The organism is Flammeovirga sp. EKP202 (genome assembly GCF_014534745.1).
GTDB lineage: Bacteria > Bacteroidota > Bacteroidia > Cytophagales > Flammeovirgaceae > Flammeovirga.
The window spans coordinates 17,715-37,546 of record NZ_JACVVP010000066.1; the positions used below are offsets into that span (position 1 = coordinate 17,715).

The following is a 19,832-nucleotide window of genomic DNA, read 5'->3' on the forward strand; positions in this document are numbered from 1 at the left end:
ATAAAACGCTAAATAGAACCACTATTCATACGTTTTTTAGCGTTGTACTCACAAAAAATAAATGAGAATTAACAATGATCTATTTTTGACTTAATACATACTTCTAATTAAATAGTTAGTACATTAGAATAAAACGATAATTTAATAGCTAAAGCTACCTCTTGTGGAGGTGGCTTTTCTTTTAAGCTGGGTCCACATCGATATTCACCCAAACTCTCTTAAATAGTTTTTCTTCATGCAAATTTTGAATAGCATGCTGAATCAAGCGTTTGGCATTTTTGATATCGAAGTTTTCACGTTCTAGCTTGATCAGAATCTCGGACAGGTAAAAGTTTCTGATTTTATTGATAATCGGCTCTTGAGGTCCAAGAATTCTGTTGGCTCCAATCCAATGTGACAAGCGTTGTGCGAGCCATTCCGCTGACTCACGCGTGAGATCTTGCTTTTCACTTCTTACCGTAAGTCGGATCAGTCGAGTGAAAGGTGGGTAGTGATATTGTTGGCGTTCTTGAATTTCTTTTCGGTAGAAATTAGCATAATCGTGTCTTGCTACTTTGGCAAAAAGAGTTTCATCGGGCGTTGTCGTTTGAAGAATTACTGTACCTTCTTTACCTCTTCTGCCGGCCCTACCACTTACTTGTGTGAGTAATTGGAATGCTCTCTCATGAGCTCTGAAATCAGGGAAATGTAGTAAACGATCGGCATCCAAAATACCTACCACTCTTACGTTACCAAAGTCTAAACCTTTGGTGATCATTTGCGTGCCGACTAAAACATCAAGGTGTCCTTTTTCAAAGTCAGTGAGAATTTGTTCATAGCTATGCTTTCTTCTTGTAGAATCTAAATCCATTCTTCCCACTCTCAGATCGGTTAGATAGGTTTTCAAGCTTTCCTCAATTTTTTGTGTACCTACCCCTACGGTTTTGAGGTGAGTACTTCCGCAGTTGACACATGTTTTAGGTACATGTTCTTTATAACCGCAATAGTGACATCTCAATTCATTTTTATAAATATGATAGGTCAAATTTACGGCACAACTGGGACATTCAGGTACCCAGCCGCATGTTTCACAACTGACATAAGGAGAGTAGCCTCTTCGGTTTTGGAATAAAATAGCCTGATGTCCTTCTTCTGTGGTTTGATGAACGGCTTGTAGTAAATCATCTGAAAACTCATCTTTCATTTTGCGTTGTTTCCGCATTTTTTTGATGTCGATGATTTTTATTTCAGGAAGCTTTGCACCGCCGTATCTTTCGGTTAAGGCAGCGTAAGCATATTTCTTTTTGACCGCCAAGTAAAAAGATTCCAATGACGGAGTTGCTGATCCCAAGATTACTTTAGCATGATGAAGATGAGCAAGAACCATTGCGACATCTCTACCTTGATATCTTGGCATTTTATCTTGTGATTTATAAGAAGAATCGTGTTCTTCATCTACCACAATTAACTCCAAATCAGTAAACGGAAGAAATAAAGAAGCACGAGTACCGACAATCACTTGATATTGCCCTTCTTGTACACCTTTCCAGGTTTCTACTCGTTCATTGTCAGAGAATTTTGAATGATAAATTCCCAAAACATCACCAAAGTAAACTTTTAATCGTCGTACTAATTGACTCGTTAGTGCTATTTCAGGAATTAAAAATAAAGCTTGTGAGCCATTTTCAATAACATTTTGAATCAGTTGTAGATAGATCTCCGTTTTACCACTACCAGTAACGCCGTGTAGTAAACACGTGCCTTTTTCATTGAGGCCAGTCACTACTTTTTGGAGGCATTCATTTTGAGCTTCAGAAAGTTGAGGTGTAGGCATCATTTTATCCGCAATACTCAACTCAAATCGAGGAACTTGTCTTTCAAACTCTTCAAAAATTCCGTTCTTGGTCATCGTACCTACTGAACTTGCTGACAAAGGTTTGTTTTCGTGAATCAGTTCTCTTTTACTGACGCCATGATAATTGGTCATGGGGTCTTCATAAACCGGTACCATTGAGAGGTATTTCAATAAAGCATCTTCTTGTTTGGCTTTTTTGGCTATAATCTCAAAAACGCCATCCAAAAGTGCTGTATTATCTACTAAACTCTGATGAAGACGGATTCTTTTTTCCATCTTCGGCTTATACTTTTCTTTAATTTTTTCGATTAAAAGAATAGCCTCCTTAGCAATCAATTCCTTTACAGCTTTATAAGGGTTCTTTAATTCCAATAATGAACCTACATTGCTGTAAGGTATAGTTTGTTCTTTTTCGAGTAATTTTAGAAAAGTAAACTCACGGTCCGTGAGCATTTCTAAATGATCATCTATAATGAAGTTGGGGTGTAATTGAATAAAGGATTGACTACTCAGTTTTAGGCCTGAAGGTAGTGCAATATTCATCACATCCCCGATCGAACACATATAATATTCTGCAATCCATTTCCAAAGTTTTATTTGATCTGGAGTGACAGAAGGTGTATCTTCTAAAAGTTCAAGAATAGGTTTTGGATCATATCCTTCAGGTCTATTTTGATGTATCTCTGCAATAATTCCAGTATAAACCTTTCGGTTACCGAATTCCACTAAGACACGTTGACCTACCATTACTTCTAAATCCCAAGCAGGGGAAATAAAATAGCAAAAGGTCTTTGGTACAGGAACTGGAAGAATGATTTCTGCGAATTGATGTTTTTCTTCAAATAGAGACATGAAAGCGGATGATGAGCTGTAAAAAGTAGAATTATAAACGTTTTCTTGGAGTTGTAGCTTGGAATTCCTTCAAATATTCAGGTTCCCAATATGCAACATCCTTAAAGGCTTCTTTCTTGTAAAGCTCAATGGCCAATTCACCAATGTATTGAGCAGAAGGCACAATATTCTGAATCAGTTTAGTAGACCTTCCTTCAAATAGGGGAACACATTTTTCAGCACCATTTCCAAAGTAAACCAAACGATCCGTGTATTCTGATAAACTGTTCTCATCCATGATCATAGGTTGAGGAGAAAGTTTTTCTTCCATCTTTGAAGAATATAAAGCAGTGTATACTTCCATTCTTCGGGCGTCTAGCATTGGGCAGATCAGGTCCTCTTCATCAGTGGAATAAGAAACTTGTAAAGCCATAGATTCTAAAGTACTCACACCCATCAGCGGAATATCCAAAGTATAGCATAGTCCTTTTGCCGTAGAAGCTCCAATTCTTAATCCAGTATAAGAACCTGGTCCTTCAGAGACTGCAACGGCTTTCAACTCTGACATTTCAATGCCTGCATTGTCAGTTACATTCTGAATCATGACAGCCAAATACTCAGAATGAGACTTGTCAATATGCTGTTCATAATAAGAAACCAATGCACCTTCTAATGTATGTAATGCTACTGAACAAACAGTAGTGGAAGTATCTATGCTTAAAATCAAACCGATTTGTATTTAAATCCTCGAACTTTTAAATGTATAGGAATGAAAACTTCTTTTGGTAGTTCTCTTTCATCTAAATACAAAGTAACTACACTTATCCATAAGATAGAAGAGTGGTTTGAAATAATTAAATAAAATTCGGAGGTAATATTTTTGGAGAGAGGTCAAAAAGACAAAAGGAAGAGACCGTTTTAAAGACCTCTTCCTTCTCAGTATATTTTTTAACCGAAGAATGGTTGTTTCAACATTCGTTTGCCGGTTGCCTTCATGTAAGCGTTGGCATAAGCTGCACCAGAAGGTGGCATACCTGGCTCGCCCAGTCCCGTAGGAGCCTCATTGCTATCCACAAAGTAGGTTTCTATGACCAGAGTATCCATCATTCGGATGAGCTTGTATTTGTCATAATTTTGAGATTGAGCAATGCCATCTTTCAATTCCATATTGCCATACATGGCATGACCAATACCATCTAAAATAGCACCTTCGATTTGATTCTTAGCACCTGATCTATTGATGACAATTCCACAGTCTACACTCGCATAGAAACGTTTGGCAACAGGTTTTCCATCAATTATTTCCATGTCACATACTTCAGCTACATAACTATTGTGACTGTAGTAGCATGAAAAGCCTTGATAAATACCTTTTTCCGCTTTTCCCCAATTCGATTTTTCTTTGACCAATTGAATGGTTTTTTGCATACGTTCAGCATTATAAGGTGTCTTTTTCCCTTTTGCTTTTTCAAGTAATTCCAAACGTAAATCAATAGGATCTTTTTGTAAAATAATGGCTAATTCATCCATGAAACATTCAGTGGCAAATCCTAAGAAGTTCGTAATAGGAGCTCTCCACCATAGTGTTGTTACATCAGCAGGGACACTGGCAGAAGTAGCGGAATAATGATCTACTGCACCAAAAGGGAAGAATCGAGCAATTCCTTTGCCCATTCCTCGGTTATTGACAATCGCCTCTTTGAGTTCATAGCTTGTCAATTGACCATTTTTGACGGATGCTGTAATTTTATATTTCACCTTTGGTCTATATTGACCGATAGCCATATCGTCTTCACGAGTATACATTAATTTGATAGGAGCTTTGGCAAGGTGGGAAACCATTGCGGCATCTTCTACAAAGTCAGTGCTCAACCTTCTACCAAAACCACCGCCCATTCTAGTCATTTCGACCGTTACATCTTCGACGTTTCTATCCAAAAGTTTTGCCACTACATTAGCAGAACTTCGAGGAACTTGAGTGGGGCCTACTAATCTTATTTTTTGATCTGTTACATCAGCAAAAAAGTTCATAGGTTCCATGGTGCTATGCGGTAAAAAAGGTGCTTCGTAGGTTTTCTCAATGATTTGATCCGCCTCATTTCTAGCCTTCGCAACGTTTCCACTTTTAACTTTTTCCTCCAATTTATTTTTTCGGAGTAATTGATTCATTTGTTGATCAAACAAATCTGTATTTTCGTCATCTTGGAGGTTGCCCCATTCGATGTTCAATTTTGACTTTCCTTTGAATGCTGCCCAAGTACTGGTAGCGATTACAGCCACTTTATTCTTGAATTGAATGACTTGTTCAACTCCTTTGACGGCTTTCGCTTCAGTATCATCGACCGACTTTAAAGAAGCTCCAAATGGAGGGCGTGCTACCGCAGCGTATTTCATGCCTTTTTCTTTATAATCGACACCATAAAGAGGCTTTCCTGTAATAATAGGTTTGATATCTACATTATTAATGGCTTTACCAATTAATGTGAAATCTTCTACTTTTTTGAGAGGGGCATTTTCAGGAATCGGTAATTTAGCGGCTTCTGTAATCACTTCTTCATAATTGATTTTCTTCCCATCATTAGATGAAATCACTCCTTGTGACGCTTTTAGGCTTTCGACCTCAACACCCCATTTTTTAGCTGCCGCCGTTAAAAACATTAGTTTTACAGCCGCCCCTGCATTTCTTAACCCAGGGAAACTTTTACGTATTGATTGACTACCCCCAGCTACCTGACGGTTAAAATCATTACTTAATGGTGCTTGTGCTACGTGTACTTTTTCCCATGGAATATCTAATTCTTCAGCAACAATCATAGGCATGGCTGTTTTTACACCTTGTCCAATTTCAGGGTTTGGAGAGTAAATTTTGACCATACCGTTCGTTGCCATTTCTATGTAAGCATTGAAGCTTGTGAAATCAAGATCTTCAATAGAAACGGGCATTTTGGCAGTTTGCTCGTCACTTTCATTACAGCCAATACCAATTAGCATTCCTCCTCCTGCAAGAAGTGAGAGTTTCAGAAAGTTTCTACGGTTGAATGTATTGCTCATGGTTATTTTATTTTCTCAGCTGCTAAAGCAACGGCTTTTTCAATTCGATTATAAGAGGCACAACGGCAGATGTTACCATTCATTGCCATTCTGATTTCTTGATTGGAAGGTGATGGGTTTTTCATCAATAATGCAGATGCAGTCATCATTTGTCCACTTTGGCAATAGCCGCATTGTGGAACATCAATGGTCTCCCAAGCTTCTTGTACTGGGTGATCTCCGTTTTCAGAAAGTCCTTCAATAGTAGTGATTTCTTTTCCTTCTACAAGCTCAACCATTTGCTGACAGCTGCGTTCTGCTTTACCGTCAATATGTACAGTACAGGCTCCACATTCACCAATTCCGCATCCAAACTTTGTTCCCACTAATTCCAATTCATCTCTCAACACCCAAAGCAAAGGTGTGCCATCTTCTACATCAACAGAGTAGTTTTTTTTGTTGATTTTTAAATCGAATTTCATAGTTATTTATAATAATTGTTTGTTCTTTGTGCCTTATTTTTAGTTAGAAGAAAAAGTTAATAACTTCTGATAATCTTCTTCAGTGTCAACGTCAAAAAAAGGTTGCTCAGAGGAAAGAATATTCACTTCATTAAAGTGTTTTTGTATCAATGGTTTTGCTCCTTGATCTCCGCTGAGCTGCATAAGTGCAGGAAAGAAAGAGCAATCAAAAACGACTGGTACTCCTTTTACTTTTTGAAATTGACTGATAACAATTTTTGAAGTTTCTGATTGATGCCAAAGTGCTTCAAAATGTGATTTTCCCACTAAAGGCATATCACTTAGTGTTATCATGATTTTTTGTGTATCCGGTTTTTGTTTTAAAATGGATTGAATGCCAAACCGAATACTTTCTCCCATTCCTAATTCCCATTCTGAACAGAAGAATTCTTGTATATTATTTTTTTGAAGGACGGGAGCAATTTCAGCTTGATACCCTCCTGTAACTCCGAAAATTGGAACATCCAAGGGTTGTACCTGATGGATAATGTGTTCTAAAATACTTTTTCCATCCCATTCCAAAAGTTGCTTTGGTCTGCCTAACCTCTTAGAATTTCCAGCACAAAGTAGTAAAACTGCTCTATGCATTGTTCAACGCTTTATATGAAAGTGAATCTGGAACTTTTCCTCTACAAACAGATATGATTTCTGCGATAATAGAAATACTAATTTCTTGAGGGGTAATACTTCCAATGTCTAGCCCACAAGGACTATGAATAGCACCCAAAAACTCAGTGTCGATAGTAGGATTAAATTCTATCATCTGATCCATCAGTTTTCCAATCCTCTTTTTCGCTCCCAAGACACCCAAATAGGCGAACTTTTTTTTATGCAGCTGTAATAGATAGGCCAAATCTTTGACAAAACTGTGGGTCATTACGACTACTGCTGTATTTTCATCAATACAGAGCTGTTGTATATCGTCTTCATTCAAACGGACTAAGTTCTTTGCTCCAGGAAAATCTGTGACATCAGCCGTCCCTTTTAAAGAATCAATGATTTGTACATTCCATCCCGTCAATGCTGCAAATTGACAAAGTGCCTTAGCATCATGTTCTGCTCCGAAAATAAAGAGTTGAAACTCCGGAGAAAGTGTTTGTTGATATTTCTCGAATGAAAGATTGAAGGTAAAGGGTTGGCCATAGATTGAATCCCTTTGACCCAAAATGAGAGAACTACTTTTACCCATTAAAGAAGACTGTTCCGAATAATAACTCTCTATCGTAATGATTTCTCTTTTGTCTAAAGTTTTTTGAAATTGATCCAATTGTTCTTGGTTGACATGAAAGGGTTCAATCAGAATTTTTAATACGCCTTCGCATCCTAACCTGAAACGCCCATCATATTCTATTACTTTAGAAAGGCCGCTTTTGAAAACACTTTGAGCTTGTCTTATCATTTCTTTTTCAACACACCCACCACTTATTGCACCGATCATTTTATTATTTTCCCAAAGTAGCATTCTTACCCCCGGTTTACGGTAGGAAGAACCATTCAAGCCAACTACTGATATGAGTACAGTTTTGATTTGTTGTTGTTGAGCGTAATAGGAAGAGTAGACGATATCTTTAAGTTCGTGAATCATTGATAAAAGTTAAGAAGGATAATGACCTAAGCCGAAAAGGTTTAAAAAAGTGGAATGGAGATGAAGATAACGATTGCACTCTATCTTTTACTCCCATTACATCTTTTGTGTACTTATGGCTAGTACTTACATGTGCTGCAACTAATATACTTATAAAGTAAAATAGATCGAACATTTTCAATTTTATTAATATAATTTATAAGTTTTATCTTTAGTAGGGTATACAGTTTTTACCCAATAGATCATCAATCTATTCCAATTGCTATTTTTCATTCTAATCAATTTCAAATCAACACTATGAGCTCCTATTCTACTACTCAAAAATGGACATTAATCACCACAATAATGGCTTCAAGCCTTGTTTTTATTGATGGTTCTGCACTGAATGTAGCTTTGCCTGCACTACAAAAAGAAATGGAATTAACAGGGACACAATTGTTATGGGTGATCAATGGTTATGCTCTTTTTCTTTCAGCGTTATTAATGGTAGGTGGGGCATTAGGAGATCTTTATGGGAGAAACCGAATTTTTCTGATTGGATTAGTTTTATTTTCCATTTCATCTTTGGTGTGTGGACTAGCTCAGAATGCCTCCCAATTGTTAGTCGCTAGAGGTTTTCAAGGAATAGGGGGAGCGTTATTAACCCCCGGAAGCTTATCCATATTGTCAGCGCATTTTAACAATGAAAACAGAGGAAAAGCCATTGGTTTATGGTCCACTTTTAGTGCCTTGATGGGAATCATAGGCCCTATTTTAGGAGGATGGTTAGCAGGTATGGGGTATTGGAGAGTTATCTTTTTCCTGAATATTCCACTTTCTATTTTTGTGTTTTTCGGCCTACTTTATAAAGTGCCAGAATCAAAAAATGCTAGTGCTAAAAAGTTGGATGTTGTAGGAGCTGTATTAGTGACTTTAGGGTTGGCTGGAGTTACATTTGGTTTTACAGAGTCATCGGATTTAGGTTTTCAACATCCCGTGATTTTGATGAGTGTAGGTATAGGAATTACAACATTGATCATTTTTACTTACAGCCAAAAAAGAATTCGAAATCCAATGATGCCACTCTCTTTATTCCAATCCAAAACCTTTACAGGAGCGAATCTGATGACCTTATTTTTGTATATGGCGATGAGTGGAGCTTTATTTTTTGTGCCTTTAAATCTCATTCAAATTCAAGGATATAGTGAAGTAAAAGCAGGTTTATCGATGCTGCCTATCATTATTTGTATTGCTACTATTTCTCCACTTATGGGTAAATATATTGATCAAAAGGGTTATCGTTTACCCTTGATCATTGGACCATTGATTGTAGCGGCAGGGTATTTTACATTTACTTTAATTGGAATTTCAGAAGGAGCGTCTTCCTATTGGAGTACGTTTATGCTTCCTTTTTTATTGATTGGGATAGGGATGGGAATTGTGGTGGCCCCACTTACTACGGCCGTGATGGGATCTGTAAATGAAGCCAATATTGGTGTTGCTTCAGGAATCAACAATACAGTAGCAAGAGCAGCAAGTGTTTTGGCTATTGCTTTGTTAGGAGCTTTTGCTTTATTTTCTTTTAAAGGCGAAGTGATTGAAAAAGTAGAAACTTTGGGGATTGAACAAAGAGCTCAAGAATTATTAATTGAGGAAGCAGAAGATTTCACGGCAGCAAAACCACCATTGTCATTGGATAAAGAAACAGCCCTTCAAGCCCAACAAATTTATAAAGAGGCCTTTGTGTCGTCTTTTGATGGTGTAGTAATAATAGCGATGTTGTTAGCATTGCTTTCAAGTCTGATAAGTTTTTTGACCATTAAGAATCAGGACTAAAAGCAGAGGTGTTTAAACCCAAAACGATAAATAGTTTAGTAATCAGCACTCAATATAAAATTAATAGCATCTGTTTGTCCTTTAAGATCCGTGACAGTGATTTCAAGATTGTAGGTGATTTTTCCATCTAAGTGTTCATTATAGTTGATAGGAAAGGTGGTTGCTATCACTTCTTCTATAGATACAGGGAAAGTAAGTTCTTCTTCTGATAAGTTAATGATTCTCCCAAAAGACTGAATACTTCTATGATCACTTTCAAAGGAGTATCGAACAGAGGCCAATCCAACCTCTTCGTTGATAACACCATCAATCCCAATTTGCAAATTCTGATTTTCAAGAAGTAGATCAGTGAGGTCGTATTCCTCATCGGGATCCACTTCAGTATTCACTCCATTGATGACTAAGTGATGAACGACTATTTCTGGCTTTTCATCCTTTTTAGATTGTAGAGAAAAATTGAAAGAAGATGCATTTTCCCAAGTCTGATTTAGATCTTTTATTTTAATACTTACTTCAATTAGGTCCCCTTCATTTGTCTCGATTTTATCGAAACCAAAGGAAAGATAGTCACTAAATAGCTCTGATAGATCCGTTTCAATAGCACTTTCTAAATCGACATCGATGGGAGTTTCTACAATAGGATCATTTTCACCTTGATAACGAGTAACTTCTAATCGGGCGGAATCCAAACCTCCAGTATCTTCAAAAATTAGACTGGTCAGGTTAAATTGTTCACCAGGGTTTAAAGGGATGATACCATTGGAAGGTACATCTTTACCAGACTCTTCCACTACTGAAATAAGTTCGGCAGGGTCATTCTCACATTCTATACTGATGGTCTCGCTCAACATTGTTGTATTACCATAAATATCTTCAATCAATAATTTAAATTGATGAGTGCCATTGCTGATATCGCTTGGTATCGAAATTTCATTTTGAAGTAAAGTACCTATTCCTGTTGATCGACCTTCTGTATCAAAATAGATGGTTTCACCTTCATCAAAAGCAACACCTACTCTATACAATTCTATATTATCCGTTACAAGAGCATTCACTTCAACAACATCTCCTTTGCAAAACTGATTATCAATGGTATTTTTTTCATTTGTAGATCGAACAGAAAATTGCTCAATGGAAGGTGATGTAGTGTCAGTATCTATGTAAAAATAAGTTGTGTCTTTTGTATAATTATTACTAGCGTCCTTATTAGTCGTTTCTAATAGATACTTACCAGTTTCTGCATTCAAGGGAACAATAAAAGTAGAATCAAACTTCAACAATCTTGTCGCAACATTACTGTAGGTGCTATCAAAGGTAAAAGCAACTGTATTACTTTCCATTCCATTTTGTTCTAGTAAAGCGACTTTTACATTCGTTTCTTGAATCAATGCGTTATCTCTAAACATCACATTGACGTGAATAGAGTCATAATAATAATAGACTTTATCAGGAATAATATTATTGCTTACCGTCGGAAAAAATTCATCGTCTAAAGCAATACAAGAAAAAACACATGATAAAGTAATAACGAAAAGAACAACTTTAGTTAGAAGTTTCATAAGACAAAACAGAGATATGTTAGAGTAGGTTTGTCCTCGGTAACATTATAGAAATGAATGATCAGTTCTAGTATTACGAGGAAAAATCATCATTTTGAAAGGGTGTGTATTTATAAAGTAGAGATTTTAAACACGCTTCTTAGTCGAGGGCAATTTAAGAAATGTAAATTACAGTTAATAAAGATGTTACGAAAATATTTTGAAGTGGTGGAATAAAGTTCAAAATACTAGTATGCATGTTGTTTTTTCATATTAAAAAGGGGATATTTGAGCACCCGAAATAGACTTTCTACTAAATTAGCTACGGTTATTTTACTATGATGATTAAATATACTCATGTTACTCTTACTGTTTTTTTCTGTTTATTTTCTTTGATTCTACAAGCTCAATCGACGCTCAATGTATCTGGTGCTACAGTATCAAACAATTCGAATAGTGTAACGACTTCTGTAGGTCAAGTTTTTGTCCAAATGGGTGAAAACCTCAGTTATACTGTACACGAAGGAGTCTTACAGCCCTATGAAATTTCAGAAATAAAACTTCCAACCTCAAATTGGGACTTAACAAGTGATTTAGAAATGAATGCATTTCCAAATCCTGTTACTCATTTTCTAACTTTAAAAACACCTTCCCCTAAAATGCTAAGTGCCTCTTTACATACAGCAGAAGGGAAAGAATTATTTAAAATAGATCAGTTTAGGTATGAGTCTAAACTTCCGTTAGAACCATACCCGTCCGGTATATATTTAGTACAGGTTTTTCACGAGAGTGCGGTTGTGAAAACCTTTAAAGTGGTGAAGAATTAAACAAATCAGATCCCTAACATTCATCTCAATAACATCAACTATGAAATCAATCTACATTCTACTTACCCTCTTTGTGGTAAGTTGGGCGACCTATGCCCAAGTTCCACATTATATGAGTTACCAAGCCGTTGTGCGAGACGCCGATGGAGAATTAATTAAAAGCCAAGATGTAAGTGTCAGAATAAGTATCATTCAAGGTGATATTTCAGGTACATCGGTTTACAGTGAAATTCATTTTCCATCGACCAATACTTCAGGTTTATTGACGCTGGCAGTTGGTAATGGTGGTCAAGTCATTGGAACATTCTCCGAAATTGATTGGGGAGCTGATATCTATTATATCAAATCAGAAATAGATCCTAATGGTGGTGAGGATTATTCCATTACCACAATATCTCAAATGATGAGTGTCCCATATGCTTTATATGCTGAAAGGGCAGGGAATACTGTAAAAGGAATTGATGGAGAAGATGGAGCAGATGGAGAAAAAGGTGAAGATGGAGCAGACGGAGTTGGCATTGTATCGACTATCTATGAAGGAGATGGTAAGTTTACATTCAACTTTAGTGATGGTACATGGTATACAACCCCTAGTTTACAGGGTGATAGAGGATTGTCGGCTTATGAGTTGGCGCTCATAAATGGTTTTGAAGGTACGGAAGAAGAATGGGTGACTTCATTGAAAGAAGCAAAAGATGGTGAAGACGGATCATCCGCTTATTCGATAGCTTTAAGTAATGGCTTTGAAGGTAGTGAGTCAGAATGGTTATCGTCCTTAAAAGGTGAAACTGGTGATAAGGGAGAACAAGGTGAACAGGGCGAGCAAGGTGAGACCGGCGCCGCTGGAGCCAATGGTATTGATGGCTCTTCCGCTTATTCGATAGCTGTAAGTAATGGATTTGAAGGTAGTGAATCGGAGTGGTTATCATCTTTGAAAGGTGAAACTGGCGAGCAGGGAGAACAAGGTGAAAAAGGAGAACAGGGTGAGCAAGGTGAGACCGGCGCCCCAGGTTTAAATGGAATTAATGGTTCTTCTGCTTATGCGATAGCTGTAAGTAATGGATTTGAAGGCAGTGAGTCAGAGTGGTTATCATCTTTGAAAGGTGAAACTGGCGAGAAGGGAGAACAAGGAGAGACCGGCGCCTCAGGTGCAAATGGTCTTGATGGTTCTTCCGCTTATTCGATAGCTGTAAATAATGGCTTTGAAGGTAGTGAATCGGAGTGGTTATCGTCTTTAAAAGGTGAAACTGGAGAGCAGGGTGAACAAGGAGAGACCGGCGCCGCCGGATCCAATGGTATTGACGGATCATCCGCTTATTCGATAGCTGTAAGTAATGGATTTGAAGGTAGTGAGTCAGAGTGGTTATCGTCTTTAAAAGGCGAAACTGGCGAGAAAGGTGAACAAGGAGAACAGGGTGAGACCGGCGCCGCCGGAGCCAATGGTATTGACGGTTCATCTGCTTATTCGATAGCCGTAAGTAATGGCTTTGAAGGCAGTGAATCGGAGTGGTTATCGTCTTTAAAAGGTGAAACGGGTGAGCAGGGCGAACAAGGGGAACAAGGGGAACAGGGTGAGCAAGGTGAGACCGGCGCTGCCGGAGCCAATGGTATTGACGGTTCCTCTGCTTATGCGATCGCAGTAAGTAATGGCTTTGAAGGTAGTGAGTCAGAGTGGCTATCATCATTAAAAGGTGAAACTGGCGAGCAGGGCGAACAGGGTGAGCAAGGTGAGACCGGCGCTGCCGGAGCCAATGGTATTGACGGTTCATCCGCTTATGCGATAGCCGTAAGTAATGGCTTTGAAGGTAGTGAGTCAGAGTGGCTATCATCCTTAAAAGGTGAAACTGGCGAGCAGGGCGAACAGGGTGAGCAAGGTGAGACTGGTGCTCCTGGTTTAAATGGTATTGATGGCTCCTCTGCTTATGCAATAGCTGTAAGTAATGGTTTTGAAGGCAGTGAGTCAGAGTGGTTATCATCTTTAAAAGGTGAAACCGGAGAACAAGGTGAGACCGGCGCTGCCGGAGCCAATGGTATTGACGGTTCCTCTGCTTATGCGATCGCAGTAAGTAATGGCTTTGAAGGCAGTGAGTCAGAGTGGCTATCATCTTTAAAAGGCGAAACAGGCGAGCAGGGAGAAGAAGGAGAGAAGGGCGAGCAAGGTGAGACCGGTGCCCCAGGTTTAAATGGAATTAATGGCTCCTCTGCATATGCAATAGCCGTAAGTAATGGCTTTGAAGGCAGTGAATCGGAGTGGTTATCGTCTTTAAAAGGTGAAACGGGTGAGCAAGGTGAGACCGGCGCTGCCGGAGCCAATGGTATTGACGGTTCATCCACTTATGCGATAGCCGTAAGTAATGGCTTTGAAGGTAGTGAATCAGAGTGGCTATCATCCTTAAAAGGTGAAACTGGCGAGCAGGGCGAACAGGGTGAGCAAGGTGAGACTGGTGCTCCTGGTTTAAATGGTATTGATGGCTCCTCTGCTTATGTAATAGCTGTAAGTAATGGTTTTGAAGGTAGTGAATCAGAATGGTTATCGTCTTTAAAAGGCGAACAGGGCGAGCAAGGTGAGACCGGCGCTGCCGGAGCCAATGGTATTGATGGTTCATCTGCATATGCAATAGCTGTAAATAATGGCTTTGAAGGCAGTGAATCGGAGTGGTTATCGTCTTTAAAAGGCGAACAGGGCGAGCAAGGTGAGACGGGTGCTACAGGAGCCAATGGTATTGATGGTTCATCTGCATATGCAATAGCTGTAAATAATGGTTTTGAAGGCAGTGAGTCAGAGTGGTTATCATCTTTAAAAGGCGAACAGGGCGAGCAAGGTGAGACCGGCGCCGCAGGAGCCAATGGTATTGATGGCTCCTCTGTATATGCAATAGCTGTAAATAATGGCTTTGAAGGTAGCGAGTCTGAGTGGTTATCATCTTTAAAAGGTGAAACTGGTGAGCAGGGGGAACAGGGTGAGACCGGTGCTGCCGGAACAAATGGTATTGATGGCTCCTCTGCATATGCAATAGCTGTAAATAATGGCTTTGAAGGCAGTGAATCGGAGTGGTTATCGTCTTTAAAAGGTGAAACGGGTGAGCAGGGCGAGCAAGGTGAGACCGGCGCTTCAGGTTTAAATGGTATTGATGGTTCCTCTGCATATGCAATAGCCGTAAGTAATGGCTTTGAAGGTAGTGAGTCTGAGTGGTTATCATCTTTAAAAGGTGAAACTGGAGAGCAGGGAGAACAAGGTGAGACCGGCGCCTCAGGAGCAAATGGTATTGATGGTTCATCTGCTTATGCGATAGCTGTAAGTAATGGTTTTGAAGGTAGTGAGTCAGAGTGGTTATCATCATTAAAAGGTGAAACTGGTGAGCAGGGTGAACAAGGTGAGACCGGCGCTGCAGGAGTAAATGGTATTGATGGCTCCTCCGCTTATGCTATAGCTGTAAGTAATGGTTTTGAAGGTAGTGAATCAGAATGGTTATCGTCTTTAAAAGGCGAACAGGGCGAGCAAGGTGAGACGGGTGCTACAGGAGCCAATGGTATTGATGGTTCATCTGCATATGCAATAGCTGTAAATAATGGTTTTGAAGGCAGTGAGTCAGAGTGGTTATCATCTTTAAAAGGTGAAACTGGTGAGCAGGGAAAACAAGGAGAAAAGGGCGAGCAAGGCGAGACCGGCGCTGCTGGATCAAATGGTATTGATGGTTCCTCTGCATATGCGATCGCCGTAAGTAATGGCTTTGAAGGTAGTGAGTCTGAGTGGTTATCATCGTTAAAAGGTAAAACCGGTGAGAAGGGTGAAAAAGGAGAACAGGGTAAGCAAGGTGAGGCCGGCGCTCCAGGTTTAAATGGAATTAATGGTTCTTCTGCTTATGCTATAGCTTTAAGTAATGGTTTTGAAGGCAGTGAGTCTGAGTGGTTATCGTCTTTAAAAGGTGAAACTGGCGAGCAGGGAGAACAGGGTAAGCAAGGTGAGACCGGCGCCCCAGGTTTAAATGGAATTAATGGTTCATCCGCTTATGCGATAGCTGTAAATAATGGATTTGAAGGTAGTGAGTCAGAGTGGTTATCATCTTTAAAAGGCGAAACTGGCGAGAAGGGAGAACAAGGAGAACAAGGTGAGACTGGTGCTGCCGGATCCAATGGCGTTGATGGCTCTTCCGCTTATGCTATAGCTGTAAGTAATGGATTTGAAGGTAGTGAGTCGGAGTGGTTATCATCATTAAAAGGTGAAACTGGTGAGCAAGGTGAGACGGGAGCTGCTGGAGCCAATGGTGTTGATGGCTCTTCTGCTTATTCGGTAGCTGTAAGTAATGGATTTGAAGGCAGTGAGTCGGAGTGGTTATCGTCTTTAAAAGGCGATACTGGTGATCAGGGAGAGACCGGTGCCGCCGGATCCAATGGTATTGACGGATTATCCGCTTATGCTATAGCTGTAAGTAATGGATTTGAAGGTAGTGAGTCGGAGTGGTTATCGTCTTTAAAAGGCGAAACTGGTGAACAGGGCGAACAAGGTGAGCAAGGTGAGACTGGTGCCGCAGGAGCCAATGGTATTGACGGATCATCCGCTTATTCGATCGCAGTAAGTAATGGCTTTGAAGGCAGTGAGTCGGAGTGGTTATCATCTTTAAAAGGTGAAACTGGAGAGCAGGGAGAACAAGGTGAGACCGGCGCCTCAGGAGCCAATGGTATTGACGGTTCATCTGCTTATGCGATCGCAGTAAGTAATGGCTTTGAAGGCAGTGAATCGGAGTGGTTATCGTCTTTAAAAGGTGAAACGGGTGAGCAGGGAGAACAAGGGGAACAGGGTGAGCAAGGTGAGACTGGCGCTGCCGGAGCCAACGGTATTGACGGTTCATCCGCTTATGCGATAGCCGTAAGTAATGGCTTTGAAGGTAGTGAGTCAGAGTGGCTATCATCATTAAAAGGTGAAACTGGCGAGCAGGGCGAACAGGGTGAGACTGGTGCTCCTGGTTTAAATGGTATTGATGGCTCCTCTGCTTATGTAATAGCTGTAAGTAATGGTTTTGAAGGTAGTGAATCAGAATGGTTATCGTCTTTAAAAGGCGAACAGGGCGAGCAAGGTGAGACCGGCGCTGCCGGAGCCAATGGTATTGATGGTTCATCTGCATATGCAATAGCTGTAAATAATGGTTTTGAAGGCAGTGAGTCAGAGTGGTTATCATCTTTAAAAGGTGAAACCGGAGAGCAAGGTAAGACCGGCGCCGCCGGAGCCAATGGTATTGATGGCTCCTCTGCATATGCAATAGCTGTAAATAATGGCTTTGAAGGTAGTGAGACAGAGTGGTTATCATCTTTAAAAGGCGAAAAAGGTGAGCAAGGTGAGACCGGTGCCAATGGAGCAAATGGAATTAATGGTTCCTCTGCTTATGCGATCGCAGTAAGTAATGGTTTTGAAGGCAGTGAGTCAGAGTGGTTATCATCTTTAAAAGGCGAAACTGGCGAGCAGGGTGAGCAAGGTAAGATCGGTGCTGCCGGAACAAATGGTATTGATGGTTCCTCTGCTTATGCGATCGCAGTAATTAATGGTTTTGAAGGCAGTGAGTCGGAGTGGATATCATCTTTAAAAGGTGAAACTGGCGAGCAGGGAGAACAAGGTGAGACCGGTGCGACTGGAGCCAATGGTATTGATGGTTCATCAGCATATGCAATAGCCGTAAATAATGGTTTTGAAGGTAGTGAGTCAGAATGGTTATCATCATTAAAAGGAGAAACTGGTGATAAGGGAGAACCAGGCGAAAAGGGTGAGCAAGGTGATACCGGTGTCGCAGGAGCCAATGGTATTGATGGTTCCTCTGCTTATGCGATCGCAGTAAGTAATGGCTTTGAAGGTAGTGAGTCAGAGTGGTTATCATCTTTAAAAGGCGAAACTGGTGATCAGGGAGAACCAGGCGAAAAGGGTGAGCAAGGTGATACCGGTGTCGCAGGCGCCAATGGTATTGACGGCTCATCTGCTTATGCTATTGCTGTAAGTAATGGCTTTGAAGGTAGTGAGTCAGAATGGTTGTCATCTTTAAAAGGCGAAACGGGTGAGCAAGGTGAGACTGGCGCTTCTGGAGCCAATGGCTCATCCGCTTATTCGATAGCTGTAAGTAATGGATTTGAAGGCAGTGAGTCAGAATGGTTATCATCATTAAAAGGTGAAACTGGTGATAAGGGTGAACAAGGCGAAAAGGGTGAGACCGGTGCTGCTGGTTTAAATGGCGTTGATGGTTCTTCCGCTTATTCGATAGCTGTAAATAATGGTTTTGAAGGTAGTGAATCGGAGTGGTTATCGTCTTTAAAAGGCGAAACTGGTGATAAGGGTGAACAAGGTGAGACCGGCGCTGCAGGAGCGAATGGTATTGATGGCTCTTCCGCTTATTCGATAGCAGTAAGTAATGGCTTTGAAGGTAGTGAGTCAGAGTGGTTATTATCTTTAAAAGGTGAAACTGGTGATCAGGGAGAACAAGGCGAGCAAGGTGAGACGGGTGCCACTGGAGCAAATGGTACAGATGGATCATCCGCTTATGCTATAGCTGTAAATAATGGCTTTGAAGGTAGTGAGTCGGAGTGGTTATCATCTTTAAAAGGCGAAACTGGTGATAAGGGAGAACAAGGTGAGACCGGCGCCCCAGGTTTAAATGGAATTAATGGCTCATCTGCTTATGCTATAGCTGTTAGTAATGGTTTCGAAGGTAGTGAGTCTGAATGGTTATCGTCGTTAAAAGGCGAAACTGGTGAGCAAGGTGAGACCGGCGCCCCAGGTTTAAATGGAATTAATGGTTCATCCGCTTATGCGATAGCTGTAAATAATGGATTTAAAGGTAGTGAATCGGAGTGGTTATCATCCTTAAAAGGTGATACTGGTGAGCAGGGAGAGCAAGGTGAAAAAGGTGAAAAAGGCGAGCAAGGCGAGACTGGTGCTCCAGGTTTAAATGGAGTTAATGGCTCTTCCGCTTATTCGATAGCTGTAAATAATGGCTTTGAAGGTAGTGAGTCAGAGTGGTTATCGTCTTTAAAAGGCGAAACTGGTGAACAGGGCGAACAAGGTGAGCAAGGTGAGACTGGTGTCGCAGGAGCCAATGGTATTGACGGATCATCCGCTTATTCGATCGCAGTAAGTAATGGCTTTGAAGGCAGTGAGTCGGAGTGGTTATCATCTTTAAAAGGTGAAACTGGAGAGCAGGGAGAACAAGGTGAGACCGGCGCCTCAGGAGCCAATGGTATTGACGGTTCATCTGCTTATGCGATCGCAGTAAGTAATGGCTTTGAAGGCAGTGAATCGGAGTGGTTATCGTCTTTAAAAGGTGAGACCGGCGCTCCAGGTTTAAATGGTATTGATGGTTCATCTGCATATGCAATAGCCGTAAGTAATGGCTTTGAAGGCAGTGAGTCGGAGTGGTTATCATCTTTAAAAGGTGAAACGGGTGAGCAGGGAGAACAAGGTGAGACCGGCGCCTCAGGAGCAAATGGTATTGATGGTTCATCTGCTTATGCGATAGCTGTAAGTAATGGTTTTGAAGGTAGTGAGTCAGAGTGGTTATCATCATTAAAAGGTGAAACTGGTGAGCAGGGTGAACAAGGTGAGACCGGCGCTGCAGGATCAAATGGTATTGATGGTTCATCTGCTTATGCGATCGCCGTAAGTAATGGTTTTGAAGGCAGTGAGTCAGAGTGGTTATCATCATTAAAAGGTGAAACTGGTGAGCAGGGTGAACAAGGTGAGACGGGTGCCACTGGAGCAAATGGTGCAGATGGATCATCCGCTTATGCAATAGCTGTAAGTAATGGTTTTGAAGGCAGTGAGTCAGAGTGGTTATCATCATTAAAAGGTGAAACTGGTGAGCAGGGTGAACA

General features: G+C 40.4%; 10 protein-coding genes. 3 read left to right on the forward strand and 7 right to left on the reverse strand.

The window, feature by feature from the left end:
- Nucleotides 1-181: 181 nt before the first annotated feature.
- From priA to IC221_RS25970, 6 genes are all read right to left on the reverse strand, one after another.
- On the reverse strand, nt 182-2,686 hold the full coding sequence (gene priA, locus IC221_RS25945; protein WP_188171730.1) for a primosomal protein N': 2,505 nt from the start codon (nt 2,684-2,686) through the stop codon (nt 182-184).
- A gap of 31 nt (nt 2,687-2,717) precedes the next feature.
- Nucleotides 2,718-3,392, reverse strand: a complete 675-nt coding sequence (tsaB, locus tag IC221_RS25950) for a tRNA (adenosine(37)-N6)-threonylcarbamoyltransferase complex dimerization subunit type 1 TsaB (protein ID WP_223241500.1) — start codon at nt 3,390-3,392, stop codon at nt 2,718-2,720.
- Between the two features lie 221 nt (nt 3,393-3,613).
- On the reverse strand, nt 3,614-5,716 hold the full coding sequence (locus IC221_RS25955; protein WP_188171731.1) for a molybdopterin cofactor-binding domain-containing protein: 2,103 nt from the start codon (nt 5,714-5,716) through the stop codon (nt 3,614-3,616).
- A gap of 2 nt (nt 5,717-5,718) precedes the next feature.
- On the reverse strand, nt 5,719-6,177 hold the full coding sequence (locus tag IC221_RS25960) for a (2Fe-2S)-binding protein (protein ID WP_188171732.1): 459 nt from the start codon (nt 6,175-6,177) through the stop codon (nt 5,719-5,721).
- A 39-nt stretch (nt 6,178-6,216) separates the two neighbouring features.
- On the reverse strand, nt 6,217-6,804 hold the full coding sequence (locus tag IC221_RS25965; RefSeq protein ID WP_188171733.1) for an NTP transferase domain-containing protein: 588 nt from the start codon (nt 6,802-6,804) through the stop codon (nt 6,217-6,219).
- Entirely contained in the window at nt 6,797-7,801 is a 1,005-nt protein-coding gene (locus IC221_RS25970; RefSeq protein ID WP_188171734.1) for an XdhC family protein, read from the reverse strand. The genes IC221_RS25965 and IC221_RS25970 overlap by 8 nt, the downstream gene beginning before the upstream one ends.
- Nucleotides 7,802-8,098: 297 nt before the next feature.
- Between IC221_RS25970 and IC221_RS25975 the strand changes: the two genes are divergently transcribed.
- Nucleotides 8,099-9,616: an MFS transporter gene (locus IC221_RS25975; protein WP_188171735.1), complete on the forward strand. Its 1,518-nt coding sequence runs from the start codon at nt 8,099-8,101 to the stop codon at nt 9,614-9,616.
- A gap of 35 nt (nt 9,617-9,651) precedes the next feature.
- Here the strand turns inward: IC221_RS25975 and IC221_RS25980 are convergent, their stop codons facing one another.
- A complete protein-coding gene (locus IC221_RS25980; RefSeq protein ID WP_188171736.1) occupies nt 9,652-11,175 on the reverse strand; it encodes an Ig-like domain repeat protein in 1,524 nt (507 codons plus the stop codon).
- 317 nt (nt 11,176-11,492) lie between these two features.
- Between IC221_RS25980 and IC221_RS25985 the strand changes: the two genes are divergently transcribed.
- Together IC221_RS25985 and IC221_RS25990 are read left to right on the forward strand one after the other, a co-directional pair.
- Nucleotides 11,493-11,981: a T9SS type A sorting domain-containing protein gene (locus tag IC221_RS25985; RefSeq protein WP_188171737.1), complete on the forward strand. Its 489-nt coding sequence runs from the start codon at nt 11,493-11,495 to the stop codon at nt 11,979-11,981.
- Nucleotides 11,982-12,021: 40 nt separating this feature from the next.
- Nucleotides 12,022-19,832 (forward strand): hypothetical protein (locus IC221_RS25990; protein WP_188171738.1); only part of this gene is annotated, 7,811 nt, incomplete at its 3' end.

Excerpts from the sequence above, each read along its gene's own strand:
- priA (WP_188171730.1), bottom strand. The coding sequence starts at position 2,686 with ATGTCTCTATTTGAAGAAAAACATCAATTCGCAGAAATCATTCTTCCA.
- IC221_RS25955 (WP_188171731.1), bottom strand. The coding sequence starts at position 5,716 with ATGAGCAATACATTCAACCGTAGAAACTTTCTGAAACTCTCACTTCTT.
- IC221_RS25960 (WP_188171732.1), bottom strand. The coding sequence starts at position 6,177 with ATGAAATTCGATTTAAAAATCAACAAAAAAAACTACTCTGTTGATGTA.
- IC221_RS25965 (WP_188171733.1), bottom strand. The coding sequence starts at position 6,804 with ATGCATAGAGCAGTTTTACTACTTTGTGCTGGAAATTCTAAGAGGTTA.
- IC221_RS25970 (WP_188171734.1), bottom strand. The coding sequence starts at position 7,801 with ATGATTCACGAACTTAAAGATATCGTCTACTCTTCCTATTACGCTCAA.
- IC221_RS25975 (WP_188171735.1), top strand. The coding sequence starts at position 8,099 with ATGAGCTCCTATTCTACTACTCAAAAATGGACATTAATCACCACAATA.
- IC221_RS25980 (WP_188171736.1), bottom strand. The coding sequence starts at position 11,175 with ATGAAACTTCTAACTAAAGTTGTTCTTTTCGTTATTACTTTATCATGT.
- IC221_RS25985 (WP_188171737.1), top strand. The coding sequence starts at position 11,493 with ATGATGATTAAATATACTCATGTTACTCTTACTGTTTTTTTCTGTTTA.